Genomic DNA, 16,174 nt, shown 5'->3' on the forward strand with positions numbered 1-16,174 from the left:
ATGCGCATTGTCATAGCCCCGGATAAATTCAAAGGCTCGCTCGCCGCTCCGGAGGTGGCCGCGCACCTGGCCGCCGGCCTGCTGGCCGCGGATCCGGGGCTGACAGTGGAGCAAATTCCAGTGGCCGACGGCGGCGAGGGGACGTTGGACGCCGCCGTCGCCTCAGGCTTTGAGCGCCGAAGCGCTACGGTGGCCGGCCCGACGGGCCTGCCGATCAGCGCGGACTTCGCGGTCCGCGGCAGCCAGGCGGTCATCGAAATGGCGGTGGCCTCCGGGCTCGCCGTGCTCCCCAACGGTGAACTGGCAGCGCTGACTGCCACCAGCCGCGGCACCGGGGACCTGATCCGGGCCGCCCTGGACGCCGGCTGCACGGACATCGTCCTCGGTGTGGGCGGCAGCGCGTGCACCGACGGCGGCGCCGGGCTGCTCAGCGCACTGGGCGTGAAACTGCTGGACGCACGCGGGCAGAAACTGCCCGACGGCGGCGGCGCCCTGGCGCGACTGGCGGAGGTGAGCGTCTGCGGGCTGGACCCACGGCTGGCCACCACAAACATAGTGCTGGCCAGCGATGTGGACAACCCGCTGCTGGGCCCCAACGGCGCGGCGGAAATCTTCGGCCCCCAAAAGGGCGCCTCCCCGCAGGACGTACTGGCGCTGGAGCACGGGCTTGAATGCTACTTCCGGCTGCTCTCCAACGCCATCGGCACGCATGCCGTCACCACCTCCGATGCTCCCGGAGCCGGGGCCGCCGGCGGTGTGGGCTACGCGGCGCTGGCCGTGCTGGGTGCGGTGCGCCGACCCGGCATCGAGGTGGTCCTTGACTTCACCGGGCTGGACGGGAGAATTGCGGGAACAGATCTGGTCATTACCGGCGAAGGCAGCCTGGATGAGCAGAGCCTGGGCGGCAAGACACCGATGGGAGTGGCGCAGGCCGCGGCGCGCGCCGGCATCCCGGTGATCGCCGTCTGCGGGCGAACCACCCTTGACCGCGGGACTCTGGCCGCCGCCGGCTTTGCCCAGACGTATGCCCTGACGGAGCTCGAGGCGGATGTCAGTAAATGCATGACGGAGGCCGGCGTGCTGCTGGAACAGCTAGGCGCGAAGATCGCCCTGCAGTGGGCCACCGAATCCGATACAAAGGAGTATTTCAATGTCTGAAACAACAGCAGCGCCCGATGCGGCACCCAAGGCCGCGTTTGATCTCGTCATCCGAGGAGGGCGGATCCTGACCACCGCTGGCATCGTGGCCCGCGAGGTGGGGATCCGCGACGGCGTGATCGTCGCCATCGAACCCCTAGGCAACGGATTGGAAGGCGCCAGGAGCATTGACCTGGCCGACGACGAAACGCTGATCCCGGGCCTGGTGGATACCCACGTTCACGTCAACGAGCCCGGCAGGACGGAATGGGAAGGCTTTGCCTCCGCCACCCGCGCCGCCGCGGCCGGCGGAGTCACCACCATCATCGACATGCCGTTGAACAGCATTCCGCCGACGACGACGGTGGAAGCCCTGGAGCTCAAGCGCAGCGTGGCGCGTGACCAGGCCTTCGTAGATGTCGGTTTCTGGGGCGGTGCCATCCCGGGCAACAAGAAAGACCTGCGTGGGCTGCACGACGACGGCGTCTTCGGCTTCAAATGCTTCCTGCTGCACTCCGGTGTGGACGAATTCCCCCATCTCGAGGCGGATGAGATGGAAGCGGACATGGCCGAGCTCAGGAGCTTCGACTCCCTGATGATCGTCCACGCGGAAGACTCGCGGGCCATCGACCATGCGCCCAGCGCCGAGGGGAACCACTACGACAGGTTCCTGGCCTCCCGTCCCCGTGGAGCGGAAAACGTAGCGGTTGCCGAGGTCATTGAGCGCGCCCGCTGGACCGGCGCCCGTGCGCACATCCTGCACCTGAGCTCCTCCGACGCGCTGCCCATGATCGCCACCGCCAAGCGCGACGGCGTCCGGCTCACGGTGGAGACCTGCCCGCACTACCTCACACTGATGGCGGAGGAAATCCCCAACGGTGCCACCGCCTACAAGTGCTGCCCCCCCATCCGCGAAGCAGCCAACCGCGAACTCCTTTGGGCCGGGCTGGAGGATGGCACCATCGACTGCATCGTGTCCGATCACTCCCCCAGCACACTGGATCTGAAGGATCTGGAAAACGGCGACTTTGCCGTTGCCTGGGGCGGGGTCTCCTCGCTGCAGCTGGGGCTGTCCCTGATCTGGACCGAGGCCCGGCAGCGCGGCATCACGCTTGAACAGGTCATCTCGTGGATGTCCACCAAACCAGCGCAACTGGCCCGGCTGACCCAAAAGGGCCAGCTGGCACTGGGCTACGACGCCGACCTGGCCATCTTTGCCGCCGACGACGCCTACGTGGTGGACGTCTCGAAGCTCAAGCACAAGAACCCCATCACGCCCTACGACGGCCGCCCGCTGGCCGGAGTGGTCCGCAAAACCTTTTTACGCGGCCATGAAATCGACGGCATGACGCCCACCGGGAACCTGCTGCGCCGCGGGGACGTGGGCTAGCCGGTCCAACCGGTCCAACCGGTCCAACGGTCGAGCCGCACCAGCCGGTCGGGGCCCTTTAGCCGTGTGGTCGCTATCTTTCGCTTTGGTACTCTCAAAGCGACAGATAGCGACCTTTCACTGTGAGGCCTCGGACGGGAATCCGGGTTCCATCTCGCGATGCTGTTCTGTCGCAACAAACGCGTCTGCAGCGAAGTCCCCTACCGGATGGTCCAGTACGCGGACCCCGCGATATTGGACCAGGGCAGACAGTTCCGCTAACCCGGCATCGCCAAACCAGTGTGCGGGCCCGCAGAAGGTGATCTGCTGCGGCGAACACACGTTCACCGTCGCTGATGGCAGGTTCGGCACCGACATTCGCCCGAAGCCATTCGGCGACGGCCGCCCAAGAATAGAGGGCCCATCCATCCGCAGACCGCGGCGCGGGAAAACCGCCAGCCCCGCGCTTGCCCTGGGCAAGCAGGCGCAAGCTCTCGTAGCTTCGGCCGATCCTCCCGGCGATCGTCTTAAGCGAAACGAGATCTTCCTCATCGATGCCATTGACCTGAAACCCAGCCCGGGCAGCGTCCTCGACAACGCTGATGATCGCTGCACTCGGCGATACCGCTTCCCGGTTTACATCCAGCACACCTCGACCGTCTCGCGTGCCGGGAAAAGCATCGTCAAGACCGGCCTCAAAGAGTCGGTCGTAGTCCTCGTCGACGGGAGCCCGATCGAGGAAGACTACGAATTCAAAATCGCTCACGTTGTTCACCTCCCCGGTGATTGTGTCTGCTGGTAAATCTCTGAATAGCTGCCGCGTTGTCTTCAGGAACGCGAGGAGTGGACCAAATTGCTACCTCATCTGCACAAACGCGACAGCGGACCATACCCCAGCGATGTCCTTTGTGGATCTCCACGACTTCGAATTGCGAAGCGTCCAACGACCTGATGGCCTGATGGCCTGATGGCCTGATGGCCTGATGGCCTGATTAATCGGATTCTTGCCGGCCCGCGCTGACCATGCATTTAAGCGAACATCTGGGCGTTGTGAGTTTACAACAGCCTCCACGTGGTAAAATCTAGCCGCTCGCGCCCAGCTAAGGCCTTTAGTCGAGGGGTCGCTATCTCTCGCTTCACACTCACTTTGGTACCCTCAAAGCGACAGACAGTGACCAATCGCTGTGAGCATTCGGAAGGAGACCCATGAGCAGCAGAGCGCTCGTCCTCGGCGGCGGCGGAGTTACCGGCATCGGCTGGGAAACCGGGCTGATTGCAGGACTCGCTGAGCGCGGTATCCACCTCAGCGAAGCCGACCGCATCATTGGAACATCCGCTGGCTCCAGCGTCGCCGCCACCCTGACCTCCGGCATCTCCGCCAACGACGCCTACCAAACCCAAATCGCCAGCCACGGAAGCGAAAAGGCCGCCACGCTCGGCATCAGCAACATCGCACGCCTCCTCGGCCCACGACTCCTCCCCCGTTCCGACCCGGCCATCGCGCGGCGAATCGGCCGTGCCGCCCTCCGAGCCAGCACCGTCAGCGAGGCCGAGCGCCGCGAAATCATCGCCCATCGCGTCCCCTCCGCCAAGGGGCCGGAAACCGACCTGCGCATCATCGCCATCAACGCCAACACCGGCGAGCGCCGCGTCTTTACCAAGGACAGCCGTGCCTTCAAAGACAACGGCATTTCCTTGGTCGATGCCGTTGCCGCAAGCTGTGCCGTTCCAACCGTCTGGCCACCCGTCACCATCGGCGCTCACCGTTATATCGACGGCGGAACCCTCTCCGGCACCAACACCAACACCGACCTCGCCGCCGGCTGCGACGTCGTCGTCGTCCTCGCTCCCATCGCCATGTCACTACGGAAGCGCTGGTCGGTGGCCGGTCAACTGGCCGCGTTGGGCCCCTCGGTCCGCACCCTGCTGATCACCCCCATCAACGCCGCTAAGCAAGCCATGGGCCGCAACTCCCTCGACCCGGCCTTCCGTGAAACCGCTGCCCGCGCCGGTAAGGATCAAGCAGCGACGGTCGCTGACGCCGTCCACCGTCTCTGGTCCTAACGCAGCAGCTACTCACCGACAGACGAACTTCTGCAAGCTTGCGAAGAAATAACGCGAAGAGCAAGCGGGAAATCGGACTACCCTAGTTGGTTACCAGCGGACGAGGTCGAAACCAGTACATCGTCAATTCGCTCATTGAGGAAGCCATCACTTCCAGCCAGTTGGAGGGAGCCTCAACCTCCCGGCGTGTCGCCAAGGAAATGATTACTAGCGGTCGAACGCCTGTGGGAGAACTCCCGGGCCGGGCGTATGAAACAGCACCGGTCCTTGCCGCCTACTCGCCCTACTCAGCTTCCGAAGGTAACGCCTCATGGTTCACACGCCCATGGGAGCGGCGGTCTTCCTTCATCCCGGCCTCGAAGAGGTGCCGCTTCCCGTCAACAAGCTCCTGGCGGGCCAGTTTTTCCGCCGCCTTGAACTCCGCGTAATAGCCGTCGTCGTAATCCTCAATGACCTGGAACGTCCACCGGCCGTCGATCACGTTCCGGCCCACGATCTGCTGATCCAACTTATCCGCCAGTCCGGTGTGTCCGGCTTCGCGGAGCAGATCGACTGCCTCACCCAGCGCCAGGTCTGCCTTACCGGTCAGCCGATGGAATCCGTAGAGGTAGCCTCGTGCTTGTTCGACCACTTCGAGGGCCTCGGACAGTTTGCCAAGGGCCATCACGGTCGCGTCCGTCACGCCGTTCGGGCGCTGGTGGTTGGCATCGGGACCGTCGGGCGCGGAATTACTCATGCTGCTTAGCATATAGGCGGAGCGCTCAGAGGCCGGTGTCGCGGCTCTCGTTGCGGGTGATGTGTTCACCAGTGTTGGGGTCCACCACGGACCTGCTCTCAGTTACCCGGCGCTGCCGGCGGGAGCCGCTCATAACCAGCGAGATGATGAGCCCCAGGACACCCACGATCAGCAGAATGTAACCGACCAGGTGCAGATCAACGTAAGGGACGGCGCTGCCATCAATGGCAAAAGCCAGAATAGCTCCGACAGCGATCAGGAAAATGGACGATCCGATTCTCATTTTGAACCTCCTCGTGGGACGGCATGGGCACAGGGCCCGCTGCGCGGATGGCCAGCCGTGAATGCAGCCTACATCACAGTCGCTGCGGCGCGGTGCAGGCCAGCTGTATCGATGATCGAAAATTCCTTCGGCTTCGAAGCCGAAGGCACCTTCGATGTATCTCACCAGTAACAGTCACCCTCACGGCAACGGTCGAAGCCCTCGGCATGACCAGTCGGACCACGTGGTCGCCGGGCCTACCGGGCCTACCGGGCCTACTATGGAGGAATGAAGGGCAGCGGAAATGTGCGCGCGAAAACCGCGCTGCTAACGCTGGTGGCGGTGCTGCTTGCCGCGGGCTGCGGGTTGCCGCAAGGCAGGGGAAGCACAGGTGGTTTCCCGGAAATCCAACCCTTGTCGACGCCGTCGAACATCTCAGACTCACCGTCCGCAGCGCCGGACACGACAGCACCACTCACGCCGTCGCCGTCGTCCACACCGCCGGCAGCGTTCACCGGCAACGCCGCGGACTATCAACCCATCCCCAGCGCACCGTCGGGGACCAGCCCGGGAGTATCCCTGGACTGGCTGCTTGACGGGGTGAACGATTCGCTCAACCGGGTTTACCTGACGGCCATGGTACCCGCCTGCAACCGCCCGCTGCAGGCCATCATCACGGAAGAACCGTCCCGCGTAGTCCTGACACTCGCCGGCGCCATACCGACGCCGGGGATGGTCTGCCCACACAACGTGGCCATGTTCCACGGCTACGTGCAACTTGCGGATCCCGTGGGCAGCAGGATTTTGGCTCCCCGACCGGCCGGTTAATTGCGGGGCTCCCGGCGTCGGCCGCAACCGGTGGGCCAGGTCCCCGAAACCGGTGGGCCATAAACCCCGGGTAGAGCTTCGGCGTGGTCAGCCGTGGTCAGCACGGCTCCGCTAGCACGGTGGTCTGCACCGTCGCAACGCCTGGTCGCGACGGAACACTACTGAACCCGAATCGGAGCGGTGGCCGGATGGGTGCCAGCTCGCCGGCGTCGCGCCCCTCCCAGCTCACCACGGCCGCATCGATCCGCCGTACATCGGTGACCCCATAAAACTCCCGGCGGCCGTCCCGGGCGGAACCGGCGGTCTGGACCCCTGGACTCAGCCGGGCCGCCACCGGGCTGATGGCGCGCAGCCAGCGCGGGTGAACCGCCAAACGCCGCGGCAGCAGCGCCGCGGCATAGCCCAGAATGGATCTGGCCCCCACACGGGCCCGGATCCGCAGCTGCCCGGCTTCGACCACCAGATTCCCCGCGTCAAAGGTCGCCGTCACCTCCACCAGACGCGTCTCGTCAAAGACGTACGTGTCCCCGATGAACTCGGCTGTTGCGGCATCCGGGGCCAGCAGAATCCTGTGTCCGGACGCCAGCTCCACCATCACATCGGCGAACTGTCCGAAAGGAGACGTCGCCCAGACTCCGACCACAGCGCGGAGCCCGGAAGCAGTCCCCAGCCCTGCAATATGGCCGGCGAAGATCAGCGGCGCTCCGTGGCGGCCCAGGTCAGTTGGTGACGTCAGTTGGTGTGGTGCGGTCCGGCCACGGCTTCGGCCAGCTTCCCGAGCGAGCCCTCCAGCTGGTGCGCCTCTACCACCGGGAAGGAGATCTGCCGCAGCACGTCCTTGTCCGTCACCTGGCTCCAGTCGTACGTGAGCGAGACTTTTGTGGAATCCGGCGCGGTCGCTTCCAGTTCCCAGACCCATTCCCAGCCGGCCGGTTCCTTGCCTGCGTCGGCCGTCTTCCAGGCCAGCAGCTTGTTCGGATCAAACCCCACCACATAATTCTCTGTCTGGTACTCCCCGCCCAACTTGTCCCAGAACATGTTCATCGTGAACACCTGCCCCACGGCGGTGATCCGGTCCGTCTTCTCATCCGAGCGCACCATCCCCGAGCCATCGAGCTGAGTATGGTTGGCCGGGTTGCTCAGCAGCTTGAAAATCTCCTTCGCCGGGGCATCGATTACGCGGTCCACTGTCAGTCTTCCTTCGGTTTCAGTCATCGTTCCAGCATTGCGCAGTTTGCTGATGAATTCCAGTGCACCGAATTACGACGACGGCGGCGGGCAGTCAGGCGGCGACGGCGCGGCTGCGGTGCGGTGGTGTCCAGTGCTTAAATCCGTCCCGGAATATCGACGGGCAGCACGTGGTTGCCGCCACCATGACTATCCACAACACCCAAAGCAGCCACACGCCGTCGACCATTGACCTCAAGGACCTCGGCACCGTGCACCGCCTCGGCTTCGGCGCCATGCGCATTGTCGGGGACGGAGTGTGGGGTGAGCCCGCGGACCGGCGCGCCGCCGTCGCCGTCGTGCGCCGCGCCGTCGAACTGGGCGTGGACTTCATCGACACCGCCGATTCCTACGGGCCGAATATCAGCGAGGAGATCATCGCCGAGGCCGTGCACCCCTATGGCGGCAGCCTGAAAATCGCCACCAAGGTCGGGTTCACCCGCACCGGACCCGACAAGTGGGTGCCGGTGGGGCGCGCGGAATACCTGCGTCAGCAGACCGAGCTGAGCCTGCGCAAGCTCAAGGTTGACGCGCTGGACCTCCTGCAACTGCACCGCATTGACCCCAAGGTGGACGCCGAGGAGCAGTTTGGCGTGCTGCGCGACCTGCAGCAGGAAGGCAAGGTCAAGGCGCTGGGCCTGTCGCAGGTCAGCGTCGACGAGCTCAAGGCCGCCGCCAAATTCTTCACCGTCTCCACCGTGCAAAACCGCTACAACCTCACGGACAACTCCTCCGAGGACGTGCTGGATTACGCGGAAGAAAACGGCATCGGCTTCATCCCTTGGGCACCCATTTCCGCCGGCGAACTGGCACAGCCCGGCGGCGCGCTGGACGAAGCAGCAAAGCGTTTAGGCGCGACGACGGCGCAGGTCGCCCTGGCGTGGCTGCTGCGCCGCTCCCCCGTGATGATGCCGATCCCGGGCACCGGATCCGTCAAGCACCTGGAGGAAAACCTGGGCGCAGCCAGTGTCGTGCTGGATGATGCGACATTCGCGGAACTCTCTGCCGCGCGGCATGGCTCGGCGAAGTGATCTGTTGTCCCAGGACTCATAGTCCTGGCCCTGCCACTTGTAGCGCAGAACGTCGTCCACGCCGATCTCGTCCGCGTATGGCCGCTCGTTGCCGTGTGGACGGTAGACAGTCTGGATGGACAGAGCTGCCTCAAACTCCTTCGGTTTGCGGTAAGGGGATTCCCAGCGCCGCCATCAGGCCGACGTTGACGTCGGCCATCGCCGCCATTGACAAGCCACTTAGCTCAGCGACCGGTTCGTCATCATAAAGAGTTGTGACCTCGTCGCATAGAGCCCAACCGTTCACAGCGTTCTCTGGAGGGAGGGCAACACGGCTGGGCCGGTCGCTGCGGACGGTCGTGGTGATGCGAATCGCCAGGGCGTTGCCGAACGCCTGGTTGCGCTGGTTATTCGAGACAACGAGCCAATACTTTTCGCCGACCTCCTCGGAGAGCGTGGCCGCGTAGATTACGCCCCGGCGCAGCGGCAAGGTCGGCCGCTTTCGGTTGGGACTCATTCGCCTACGCTATGCCCCGCGGACGCCGGCGCATCGCAGCTGCCTCACGCTGGTGCTCGGGGTCGCCAGCTTCTTCAGCGTAACTCAACGCCGCGATTTCTTCCCGAAGAGACTTGACACCTGCATCAAAAATTGCGCTGGCAACCGTGGACTCAGGCGACTCCGCCGTAATTTTTGCGTGCGCGAAGGCAGCGAGTACGACGAAGTCCTCAGGTTTGCTGCGAATCTCTTGAATGAAAAGCGCACGTTCCTCGGTCAACGGCAGGCCAATCCGTGGAGTACGGCGGGCTTTCACATCAGTCACATCTTAATCCTACACGGTGGTGCCCACCGCGGCAGCCAGCATGGACTCCGTTGTGGTCGCCACCCCGGCAATGGCTGGGGGCTGGTAGTACGTGGTCGGTCGCCGTCGACGTAGGAACGATGGGATGTCGGCTGGTCCGCGCCAATCCCAGCTCGGCTTTAACTTCTTCCCACGGCAAGGGGCATCCGCCGGTTTCTTCCATTTCGGCCCGGGCAGCGGCAGCGGGACGCAAGTCCGCCCGGTCCTCGGCTACTAGAGGTGTCGGCGTGTGGCGCCGGGCGCCCTGACCCGCCTGCCGCCGTCGTCGCTCGCGCCATGCAACTCCGGCTAACGTCCCGGTTAGCGGAACAGCCCGCTGTAAGCGTTCAGCGCGAGCTGGCCACCCAGGTGCGCGTAGAGGACGTTGCTGGTGGCGGGAATATCGCGGCTCTTGACCAGGTCAATCAGGCCCGCCAGGGACTTGCCCTCGTAAACCGGGTCCGTGATCATCCCTTCCAGGGAGCCGCCCAGCCGAATCGCGTCCAGGGTCGATTCGACAGGGACGCCGTAGAAGTCCCCGGCCCAGCCCTCCAGCACGTTGATTTCGTCATCGCGCAGCTCGCGGCCCAGACCGATCAGTTCGGCGGTGTTGCGGGCGATTCGCTCCACCTGGTCGCGGGTCTTCTGCAGCGTGGCCGAGGCGTCAATGCCAATCACGCGGCGCGGCCGGTCCTGGCCGGCGAATCCGGCGATCATGCCGGCGTGGGTTGAGCCGGTCACGGTGCAGACCACGATGGTGTCGAAGAAAATCCCGAGGTCCTTCTCCTGCTGTTCCACTTCATAGGCCCAGTTCGCGAAGCCAAGACCGCCGAGCTTGTGGTCGGAGGCGCCCGCCGGGATGGCGTAGGGCTTGCCGCCGGCTTCCTCCACCTCATGGATGGCCTGCTCCCAGCTGCTGCGGATGCCGATGTCGAACCCGGCATTGTCCAGCGTGACGTGGGCGCCCATGATGCGGGAGAGCTGGATGTTGCCGACCCGGTCGGTCAGCGGGTCGGGCCAGTCCACCCAGTTCTCCTGCACCAGCCGCGCCTTGAGCCCGAGCTTGGCCGCCACTGCTGCAACCTGGCGCGTGTGGTTCGACTGATACCCGCCGATCGAGACCAGGGTATCGGCACCCTGGGCCAGCGCGTCCGGCACCAGGTACTCCAGTTTCCGGGTCTTGTTGCCGCCGAAGGCCAGCCCGCTGTTGACGTCCTCGCGCTTGGCCCAGATCTGCGCGCCGCCCAAATGCTGACTCAGCCGCGGCAGCGAATGGACGGGGCTGGGCCCGAAAGTGAGGGGGTAACGCTCAAAATCCGTGATGGCCACAGGATCTCCTTGTTATGGGTTTGCGGGACACTCAGGTGCGGAAGAGCGTTGGCCGGCATCTACTTGCCGGACCAACATGTAATATATTGCATGCCTTTCCGACTCGCCTGTCAAGGCACTGGACGGCCGACGGCGGCAGGCGGGTGCCGCCGTCGTCGGCCGTCCGGTTATGAGGGGAAGAAGACGCGGATGGAGGCCGGACCAGTGTGTATATCATTTGCAGCATGCCTATCCCCTCCATCCAGGGCGTCCACAAGCGTTCGCTCCTGCGCGACAACGTGTACCAATCTCTCCGCGATGCGATAGTCGACGGAACGTTCGCACCGGGGGAAAGGTTGAAGGACAGCGAGCTGGAGCAATGGCTGGGCGTCAGCCGTACTCCCATCCGCGAGGCGCTTTTGCGGTTGGAGCGCGCCGGGCTGGCCGTCGCCGTGCCCGGCCGGGCAACCATCGTTGCTCCCTTCGACCTGGCATCCACTATTAGCGCGCAGCAGGTGGTGGCGTCAATGCATGAGTTGGCGGCCCGGCTGACCGTTCCTTCCCTGACGGCGGAGCACATTGCCCTGATGGAGGAGGCCAACTCGCTATTCGCCGCGGCCTTGCAGGATCAGAATGTGGACGGTGCGCTCCTGGCGGACGATGACTTCCACGGCGTCTTGGTGGCCCGCTGCGGAAACACGGTGGTCCCCGAGGTGCTGGAACAAAGCACTCCGGTGCTGCGCCGGGTGGAACGGGTGCACTTCGCGTCCTTTGCCGCCCGGACCTCGGTGTCCCAGCACGCGGAAATTATCCGGTGTGCCCGCGACGGCGACGCGGAGGGCGCGGCCCGGGCCAGCCGGGAAAACTGGCTCAGCCTGCGCTACACGCTGCCCGAATAGGGGCGCCAAGGCAGCAGTCGTGGACCATCCCCGCCCTAACCTTGGCGGATGCTGCGGGCGGCGCAGGCCCTCTCCCTGACGAGGTACCTGCTGCGCGAACCAGGGAACCTGATGCAACGCCGCAGGTTCCATACCTTAACGCTTCCGTCGTACGACAGCCACAGGCCAGGGTCCATGGCCATGCTGACAGAGGTGTCATTCTCAGTGCTCTTCGGGAAGGCCGCGGCGAGTGAACGTAATCGACGCGAGGGTCGTCGTCGAGTTGCTCGCCAACGATCTCGATCCCGACCTACTCGGTAATGAGGAGTTGATAGCTCCGCACCTCATCGACAGTGAAGTGACCAACGTCTTCCGCCGTCTTGTCGTTCACGCAGCTTCGGCCAGAAACCACGCCCTGCGCCCCGCTCTGACACAATGGCGGGCATGGGAAACGCCGAAAAGGGACTCGAACTCCGCATCTCACTGGACGGGATCGCGCCGCCGATCTGGCGGTCGATCCGTGTCCCGGAGAGCATAGAACTGGCGGAGCTGCACCGGGTGATCCAGTTGGCGTTCGGCTGGGAGGACCGCCATCTGCACCAGTTCACCGCCGGAATTGACCCGGACACGCAACGAATCCTCTCGGACGAAGAGACCTCCCGGGAGATCGGGGTCGAATCCGAGACCGGCGTCAAGCTGACCGCCGTGCTGGAGACGGTGGCAGGCTCGACCGGCACAGATGCGACTAGCGCTGCCGCAGCCGCTGGCCGGCCCGCCACGCTGGCGTACGAGTACGACTTCGGCGATTCCTGGGACCATACCGTCGCGCTGACGGGGCGGTGCTTGATCCAGCCGGGCCAGATTACGTGTAGCGGCGGCGAGCGCCGCGGTCCGGTGGAGGATTCCGGCGGGATCAGCGGCTATACCCACCTGAGCGAGGTGCTCGCGGATCCGCGGCATCCGGAGTATGAAGATCTGGCGGACTGGTACGCGGGCGCCGCGTCGATGCCGGGCACTTTGGACGCTGAATCTTTCGATCCGGAGGCCTTCGACATCGACGCCGTCAACGCGCGCCTGGCACGTTTTGCCTTGCTGCGCAGTGCCGGACCGCCCACCGAAACCGAGCTTGCCGCCGTCGTCCGTCCTATCCATTGGCTGCTGCAGCGCGCCGGGACCGATGGCCTGGAACTCACGGCAGCCGGTTACCTCAAACCCGCCGTGGTACGCGCGGCCGTGAGCGAGCTGGGCTGGCAGGAGCGCTGTTACGGGACGATTAACCGCGAGGACCAGGCCATTCCGGTGCTCGCGCTGCGTGAGAATTGCGTGCGGTGGAAGCTGCTGCGCAAGACCAAGGGGCGGCTGGTCCTCACGCCGGCGGCACGGAAAATGGCCGACGACGACGCCGCCTTGTGGGCGCACGTAGCCGAACGTCTTGCGTTGCCTGGCAGCAACGCCGCGGACCTGGTGCACCGCGTGGTTGTCGGCTGGTTGCTGGAAGGCACCATGCCCGAATGGAACGTCATCGCAGCGGTGCTGGCCGATATCCTGAATAACTCGATGTTCCGGATGCCCGGTGGCGCGCCCGTGGAAGAGCTGGACGCAATGGGCCTGTATCGGGATCTGCGCTGGTCACTGGGCTGCCTGGACATAAGGGAACCGGAGGAAAAGTTCGGCAAACAGGGCCCGCTCACGCTGGCAGGGATCAAATTTCTGCTGGACGTGCGGCAGCGCAGGAGCCGGGAATAAGCACGACCGGGAGTCAGCATGAAGGGAATCAGCATGGACGCCGCCGCGAAAGAGCCAGCTATGTGCCGCAGATCAGCATCCGGAGCGATCCAGTTCCTGCAGCAGGCGTGGCCGGTTGCGGTGCCGGTACCTGATATCTGAGATCAAGGCAGCGACCAGATCGGTTTGCCCCGTATCCGTGGCAAGGCCGCGCAGTTGCACAAGGCGGCGGCCGGCACTCTTGTAGTTGCGGACGTCGGCCACCTGAAGGTCCGATTCCACCAGGCGCTGCAGCACCGGGATGACGGCCGCGGGGTTTGACTGCTGGTAAGCATCAACCAGTTGGGTCCACAAGCCATCGTCGTCGAGTCCTGTTCGGTGCGCCTCGGCCCAGGCACGCGGCACGTCCTTGATCGAAAGGAGAAGGAAAACAATGTAGTCATAGGTCCGCTGTTCCAGCCGTTCCAAGACAGCCGTTTCCATGACACCCCACCGATCCCCCGCTGCCCGGAATACAGCGGTCGCGTTGCTCGACGTTGGCCAACGCTCAAACACCGTCCGACGCGCGGCAAGTTCCTCCGCCGGCCTGTGCTCGGCCAGCAGGCTGCCCCAATAATGGCCAGCGGCCTCCGCCTGATGACCCGACAGCATAATCAACGGGGTCGATCTCGAAGAATTCCTGATCATCTAGGAATTGGAACCGGATCATCCACTGCACCAGTTTCGCCGGCGTGGGCGGCGCCTGCGTGCACGACCGGGCATGCAGCTTCAGCAATCCCCTGACCACGTCGCCGATGATGCCGCTGGAATCGTCCGCCCGCAACAGGATGCGGCAGAGGCTGGCGATCGCTGTCTGCGCCGGGGCGATGACGGCTGCCGGATCGCCGAGTTCGGCCGCCCCCTGCAGCAGTTGAAGGCCCTCTGACGCCTGCCTGCCGAATGCATGTGCGGCGCTCCATCGATGCAGGTCCGCGCGGGTGCGAAACAAAGGCAGAACTTCGGCTGCGGAGTACTGATCCGGTTCAAATGCCATCCACTTATCCTCCCAGCTACGCGACGGCGTCGTGGGTTTACAGGTGTTGCACTTCATCCATCAGTGTTACACGGGGGTATGCCTACGACCAGGCGCCGCCACGTCATCACTGAATCGGAAGAAGTCGAGGCCGCGCTCCGTGATGCTGCCCAAGTTTGGCCAGAGGATGCTCTGCGCCCTGGCATACTCCTGGCCAGGCTCTTGCGGGAAGGCCACAAAGCCATTCATAACGAGCGGCAACGCGCCCTTTCCGCCCGCATTCAGGCCGTCGATGGAGCGGCTGGCAGTATGAGCGGTGTATACGGCCCGGACTACCTGAGATTACTCAGGGACGAGTGGCCCGCGTGATCGCCCTGGATGCCAGCATCCTCATCGCACTTTTGGAAAATGAAGATCCGCATCACGAGGCTGCCAAGGCGTTCCTCGCAACGTCGGCCAGCGAGTCGTGGGTCATTAATGTCCTGACCCTGGCCGAAGTTTTGGTCGCACCGGCCAGGGTGGGTCGTCTCCGACAAGCCCGATCCGCGTTGGCTCTCTTGAACATTCACACCGACTCGTTGGCAGCAGACCAGGCCCCGGAGCTGGCCTCGCTCCGGGCGGAAACCGGGCTGAAGATGCCGGCCGCATGCGTGCTGCTCACGGCGGTCAACTCCGGCGCCTCACTGGCAACCTTCGACTCAACATTGGCTGCTGCGGCAGACCAACTGGGCGTGGCCCTTCGGTTGTGATTCAGCCGGTTGTGATTCAGCCGGTTGTGATTCAGCCAGCGGATTCTCCCCCCGATTGGCCGGCCGTGAGTGCAGCGGGCCTCACACGGCCGCCGCGTCAGGGAACTGTCCCGGCTATCCTGCCGGCTGCGCTATGACCATCTCCTCGCTGCGCTCCCACAGCGCCCTGGCCAATCCGGCGTCGTCGGCCTGCTTGTTCGCCTTCGCGACCTTGCGCTTGGCATAATACTGTCCGGAAATCCAGTCCGATCCGGGCCGCGCGGTCGCCAGCCAGACCAGCGTGTCTGCGCCCTGCTCCGGGGTCAGCATGAACCTGCGCATGATGCCCTTGTAGGCAAAACGCATCGGACTGTTCGACTCGGCGGAGAAGTTCGTCGCCACCCCTCCCGGGTGGAACGCCGCCGTCGTCAGTCCTTGCCCACCGTAACGGCGGTCAAGTTCCTTCGTGAACAAAATGTTCGCCAGCTTGGCATTGCCGTACGCCCGGTTCGTGCCGTACTTCTTTTCGGCGTCCAGATCATCGATGTCCAGATGACCGAAGAAACTGTTGGCCACGCTGGAGGTATTGATCACCCGGGCCTTGCTCTCCAACAGTACGTCCAGCAACAGGGTCGTCAGCAGGAACGGTGCCAGATGGTTTACCTGGAACGTCTTCTCGTGCCCGTCCACGGTCAGCCCGCGGCGCCCCATAATGCCGCCGGCGTTGTTGGCCAGCACGTCGATGCGCGGATATTTTTCCTTCAGCGCGGCCGCCAGCCCGCGCACCTGGTCCAGCTGGGCGAAGTCGGCGAGGAAGTGCTCCGCGCCGAGTTCGTTGGCGATCGCCTTGGTCTTTTCCGGCGACCGGCCGACGACGACGACACGGTCACCTGTCGCAGCCAACGCCCGCGCCGCTGCGGCACCGATTCCGTCGCTGGCTCCGGTGATGACGATCGTACGTTCTGCCATGGCTAATCCTTCGGGTTATCCAGCGGGAGGTCCGCAGTGCGGGGAGAGAGCTGCTGATGATAGAACGGCGCCTGCGCGTCAC

General features: G+C 64.5%; 19 protein-coding genes. 9 read left to right on the forward strand and 10 right to left on the reverse strand.

Going from position 1 to position 16,174, the window contains the following annotated elements; genetic code table 11:
• From ACLLJI_RS19845 to ACLLJI_RS19860, 4 genes are all read left to right on the forward strand, one after another.
• Nucleotides 1-1,158, forward strand: a complete 1,158-nt coding sequence (locus tag ACLLJI_RS19845) for a glycerate kinase (protein ID WP_434616005.1) — start codon at nucleotides 1-3, stop codon at nucleotides 1,156-1,158.
• Nucleotides 1,151-2,527 (forward strand): allantoinase AllB, encoded by a 1,377-nt coding sequence (allB, locus tag ACLLJI_RS19850; RefSeq protein WP_434616008.1) that lies wholly within the window; start codon nucleotides 1,151-1,153, stop codon nucleotides 2,525-2,527. Before ACLLJI_RS19845 ends, allB begins: the two co-directional genes overlap by 8 nt.
• A gap of 298 nt (nucleotides 2,528-2,825) precedes the next feature.
• The gene (locus tag ACLLJI_RS19855; protein ID WP_434616011.1) at nucleotides 2,826-3,308 is read left to right on the forward strand and encodes a hypothetical protein; all 483 of its coding nucleotides are present in this window, start codon (nucleotides 2,826-2,828) and stop codon (nucleotides 3,306-3,308) included.
• A 404-nt stretch (nucleotides 3,309-3,712) separates the two neighbouring features.
• Nucleotides 3,713-4,570 carry a patatin-like phospholipase family protein gene (locus tag ACLLJI_RS19860; RefSeq protein ID WP_434616014.1) on the forward strand — a complete coding sequence of 286 codons (858 nt, stop codon included), beginning with the start codon at nucleotides 3,713-3,715 and terminating at the stop codon, nucleotides 4,568-4,570.
• Nucleotides 4,571-4,853: 283 nt separating this feature from the next.
• Here the strand turns inward: ACLLJI_RS19860 and ACLLJI_RS19865 are convergent, their stop codons facing one another.
• Together ACLLJI_RS19865 and ACLLJI_RS19870 are read right to left on the reverse strand one after the other, a co-directional pair.
• Nucleotides 4,854-5,306 (reverse strand): hypothetical protein, encoded by a 453-nt coding sequence (locus ACLLJI_RS19865; protein WP_434616017.1) that lies wholly within the window; start codon nucleotides 5,304-5,306, stop codon nucleotides 4,854-4,856.
• A 25-nt stretch (nucleotides 5,307-5,331) separates the two neighbouring features.
• Nucleotides 5,332-5,589 (reverse strand): DUF6458 family protein, encoded by a 258-nt coding sequence (locus tag ACLLJI_RS19870; RefSeq protein WP_283560094.1) that lies wholly within the window; start codon nucleotides 5,587-5,589, stop codon nucleotides 5,332-5,334.
• 267 nt (nucleotides 5,590-5,856) lie between these two features.
• On the opposite strand from ACLLJI_RS19870, the gene ACLLJI_RS19875 reads away from it, so the two are divergent.
• Nucleotides 5,857-6,396, forward strand: a complete 540-nt coding sequence (locus tag ACLLJI_RS19875; RefSeq protein WP_434616020.1) for a hypothetical protein — start codon at nucleotides 5,857-5,859, stop codon at nucleotides 6,394-6,396.
• A gap of 97 nt (nucleotides 6,397-6,493) precedes the next feature.
• Here the strand turns inward: ACLLJI_RS19875 and ACLLJI_RS19880 are convergent, their stop codons facing one another.
• Nucleotides 6,494-7,039, reverse strand: a complete 546-nt coding sequence (locus tag ACLLJI_RS19880) for a hypothetical protein (protein WP_434616023.1) — start codon at nucleotides 7,037-7,039, stop codon at nucleotides 6,494-6,496.
• Between the two features lie 89 nt (nucleotides 7,040-7,128).
• Entirely contained in the window at nucleotides 7,129-7,611 is a 483-nt protein-coding gene (locus ACLLJI_RS19885) for an SRPBCC family protein (RefSeq protein WP_434616026.1), read from the reverse strand.
• A gap of 158 nt (nucleotides 7,612-7,769) precedes the next feature.
• Here ACLLJI_RS19885 and ACLLJI_RS19890 point away from each other — a divergent pair, with 158 nt between their 5' ends.
• Entirely contained in the window at nucleotides 7,770-8,654 is an 885-nt protein-coding gene (locus ACLLJI_RS19890) for an aldo/keto reductase (protein ID WP_434616029.1), read from the forward strand.
• A 130-nt stretch (nucleotides 8,655-8,784) separates the two neighbouring features.
• On the opposite strand, the gene ACLLJI_RS19895 is transcribed toward ACLLJI_RS19890, so the two are convergent.
• From ACLLJI_RS19895 to ACLLJI_RS19905, 3 genes are all read right to left on the reverse strand, one after another.
• Nucleotides 8,785-9,150, reverse strand: a complete 366-nt coding sequence (locus ACLLJI_RS19895) for a type II toxin-antitoxin system PemK/MazF family toxin (protein ID WP_434616032.1) — start codon at nucleotides 9,148-9,150, stop codon at nucleotides 8,785-8,787.
• Between the two features lie 4 nt (nucleotides 9,151-9,154).
• Nucleotides 9,155-9,454: a hypothetical protein gene (locus tag ACLLJI_RS19900; RefSeq protein WP_434616035.1), complete on the reverse strand. Its 300-nt coding sequence runs from the start codon at nucleotides 9,452-9,454 to the stop codon at nucleotides 9,155-9,157.
• A gap of 339 nt (nucleotides 9,455-9,793) precedes the next feature.
• On the reverse strand, nucleotides 9,794-10,801 hold the full coding sequence (locus tag ACLLJI_RS19905) for a 1-aminocyclopropane-1-carboxylate deaminase (RefSeq protein WP_434616038.1): 1,008 nt from the start codon (nucleotides 10,799-10,801) through the stop codon (nucleotides 9,794-9,796).
• A 224-nt stretch (nucleotides 10,802-11,025) separates the two neighbouring features.
• Here ACLLJI_RS19905 and ACLLJI_RS19910 point away from each other — a divergent pair, with 224 nt between their 5' ends.
• Together ACLLJI_RS19910 and ACLLJI_RS19915 are read left to right on the forward strand one after the other, a co-directional pair.
• On the forward strand, nucleotides 11,026-11,679 hold the full coding sequence (locus ACLLJI_RS19910) for a GntR family transcriptional regulator (protein WP_434616041.1): 654 nt from the start codon (nucleotides 11,026-11,028) through the stop codon (nucleotides 11,677-11,679).
• Nucleotides 11,680-12,102: 423 nt separating this feature from the next.
• Entirely contained in the window at nucleotides 12,103-13,404 is a 1,302-nt protein-coding gene (locus ACLLJI_RS19915; protein WP_434616044.1) for a plasmid pRiA4b ORF-3 family protein, read from the forward strand.
• A 72-nt stretch (nucleotides 13,405-13,476) separates the two neighbouring features.
• On the opposite strand, the gene ACLLJI_RS19920 is transcribed toward ACLLJI_RS19915, so the two are convergent.
• Both ACLLJI_RS19920 and ACLLJI_RS19925 read right to left on the reverse strand, forming a co-directional pair.
• Nucleotides 13,477-13,866, reverse strand: a complete 390-nt coding sequence (locus tag ACLLJI_RS19920) for a hypothetical protein (RefSeq protein ID WP_434616047.1) — start codon at nucleotides 13,864-13,866, stop codon at nucleotides 13,477-13,479.
• A 64-nt stretch (nucleotides 13,867-13,930) separates the two neighbouring features.
• Nucleotides 13,931-14,416 carry a hypothetical protein gene (locus tag ACLLJI_RS19925; RefSeq protein WP_434616049.1) on the reverse strand — a complete coding sequence of 162 codons (486 nt, stop codon included), beginning with the start codon at nucleotides 14,414-14,416 and terminating at the stop codon, nucleotides 13,931-13,933.
• Nucleotides 14,417-14,751: 335 nt separating this feature from the next.
• Between ACLLJI_RS19925 and ACLLJI_RS19930 the strand changes: the two genes are divergently transcribed.
• A complete protein-coding gene (locus tag ACLLJI_RS19930) occupies nucleotides 14,752-15,144 on the forward strand; it encodes a type II toxin-antitoxin system VapC family toxin (RefSeq protein WP_434616052.1) in 393 nt (130 codons plus the stop codon).
• A gap of 114 nt (nucleotides 15,145-15,258) precedes the next feature.
• Here the strand turns inward: ACLLJI_RS19930 and ACLLJI_RS19935 are convergent, their stop codons facing one another.
• Nucleotides 15,259-16,092 (reverse strand): SDR family NAD(P)-dependent oxidoreductase, encoded by an 834-nt coding sequence (locus ACLLJI_RS19935; RefSeq protein ID WP_434616055.1) that lies wholly within the window; start codon nucleotides 16,090-16,092, stop codon nucleotides 15,259-15,261.
• Nucleotides 16,093-16,174: the final 82 nt, after the last annotated feature.

Source organism: Arthrobacter sp. A5 (assembly GCF_051131705.1).
In the GTDB taxonomy this organism is placed as follows: domain Bacteria; phylum Actinomycetota; class Actinomycetes; order Actinomycetales; family Micrococcaceae; genus Arthrobacter_M.

Excerpts from the sequence above, each read along its gene's own strand:
- ACLLJI_RS19845 (WP_434616005.1), top strand. The coding sequence starts at position 1 with ATGCGCATTGTCATAGCCCCGGATAAATTCAAAGGCTCGCTCGCCGCT.
- allB (WP_434616008.1), top strand. The coding sequence starts at position 1,151 with ATGTCTGAAACAACAGCAGCGCCCGATGCGGCACCCAAGGCCGCGTTT.
- ACLLJI_RS19860 (WP_434616014.1), top strand. The coding sequence starts at position 3,713 with ATGAGCAGCAGAGCGCTCGTCCTCGGCGGCGGCGGAGTTACCGGCATC.
- ACLLJI_RS19865 (WP_434616017.1), bottom strand. The coding sequence starts at position 5,306 with ATGAGTAATTCCGCGCCCGACGGTCCCGATGCCAACCACCAGCGCCCG.
- ACLLJI_RS19870 (WP_283560094.1), bottom strand. The coding sequence starts at position 5,589 with ATGAGAATCGGATCGTCCATTTTCCTGATCGCTGTCGGAGCTATTCTG.
- ACLLJI_RS19875 (WP_434616020.1), top strand. The coding sequence starts at position 5,857 with ATGAAGGGCAGCGGAAATGTGCGCGCGAAAACCGCGCTGCTAACGCTG.
- ACLLJI_RS19885 (WP_434616026.1), bottom strand. The coding sequence starts at position 7,611 with ATGACTGAAACCGAAGGAAGACTGACAGTGGACCGCGTAATCGATGCC.
- ACLLJI_RS19890 (WP_434616029.1), top strand. The coding sequence starts at position 7,770 with ATGACTATCCACAACACCCAAAGCAGCCACACGCCGTCGACCATTGAC.
- ACLLJI_RS19895 (WP_434616032.1), bottom strand. The coding sequence starts at position 9,150 with ATGAGTCCCAACCGAAAGCGGCCGACCTTGCCGCTGCGCCGGGGCGTA.
- ACLLJI_RS19910 (WP_434616041.1), top strand. The coding sequence starts at position 11,026 with ATGCCTATCCCCTCCATCCAGGGCGTCCACAAGCGTTCGCTCCTGCGC.
- ACLLJI_RS19915 (WP_434616044.1), top strand. The coding sequence starts at position 12,103 with ATGGGAAACGCCGAAAAGGGACTCGAACTCCGCATCTCACTGGACGGG.
- ACLLJI_RS19920 (WP_434616047.1), bottom strand. The coding sequence starts at position 13,866 with ATGGAAACGGCTGTCTTGGAACGGCTGGAACAGCGGACCTATGACTAC.
- ACLLJI_RS19925 (WP_434616049.1), bottom strand. The coding sequence starts at position 14,416 with ATGGCATTTGAACCGGATCAGTACTCCGCAGCCGAAGTTCTGCCTTTG.
- ACLLJI_RS19935 (WP_434616055.1), bottom strand. The coding sequence starts at position 16,092 with ATGGCAGAACGTACGATCGTCATCACCGGAGCCAGCGACGGAATCGGT.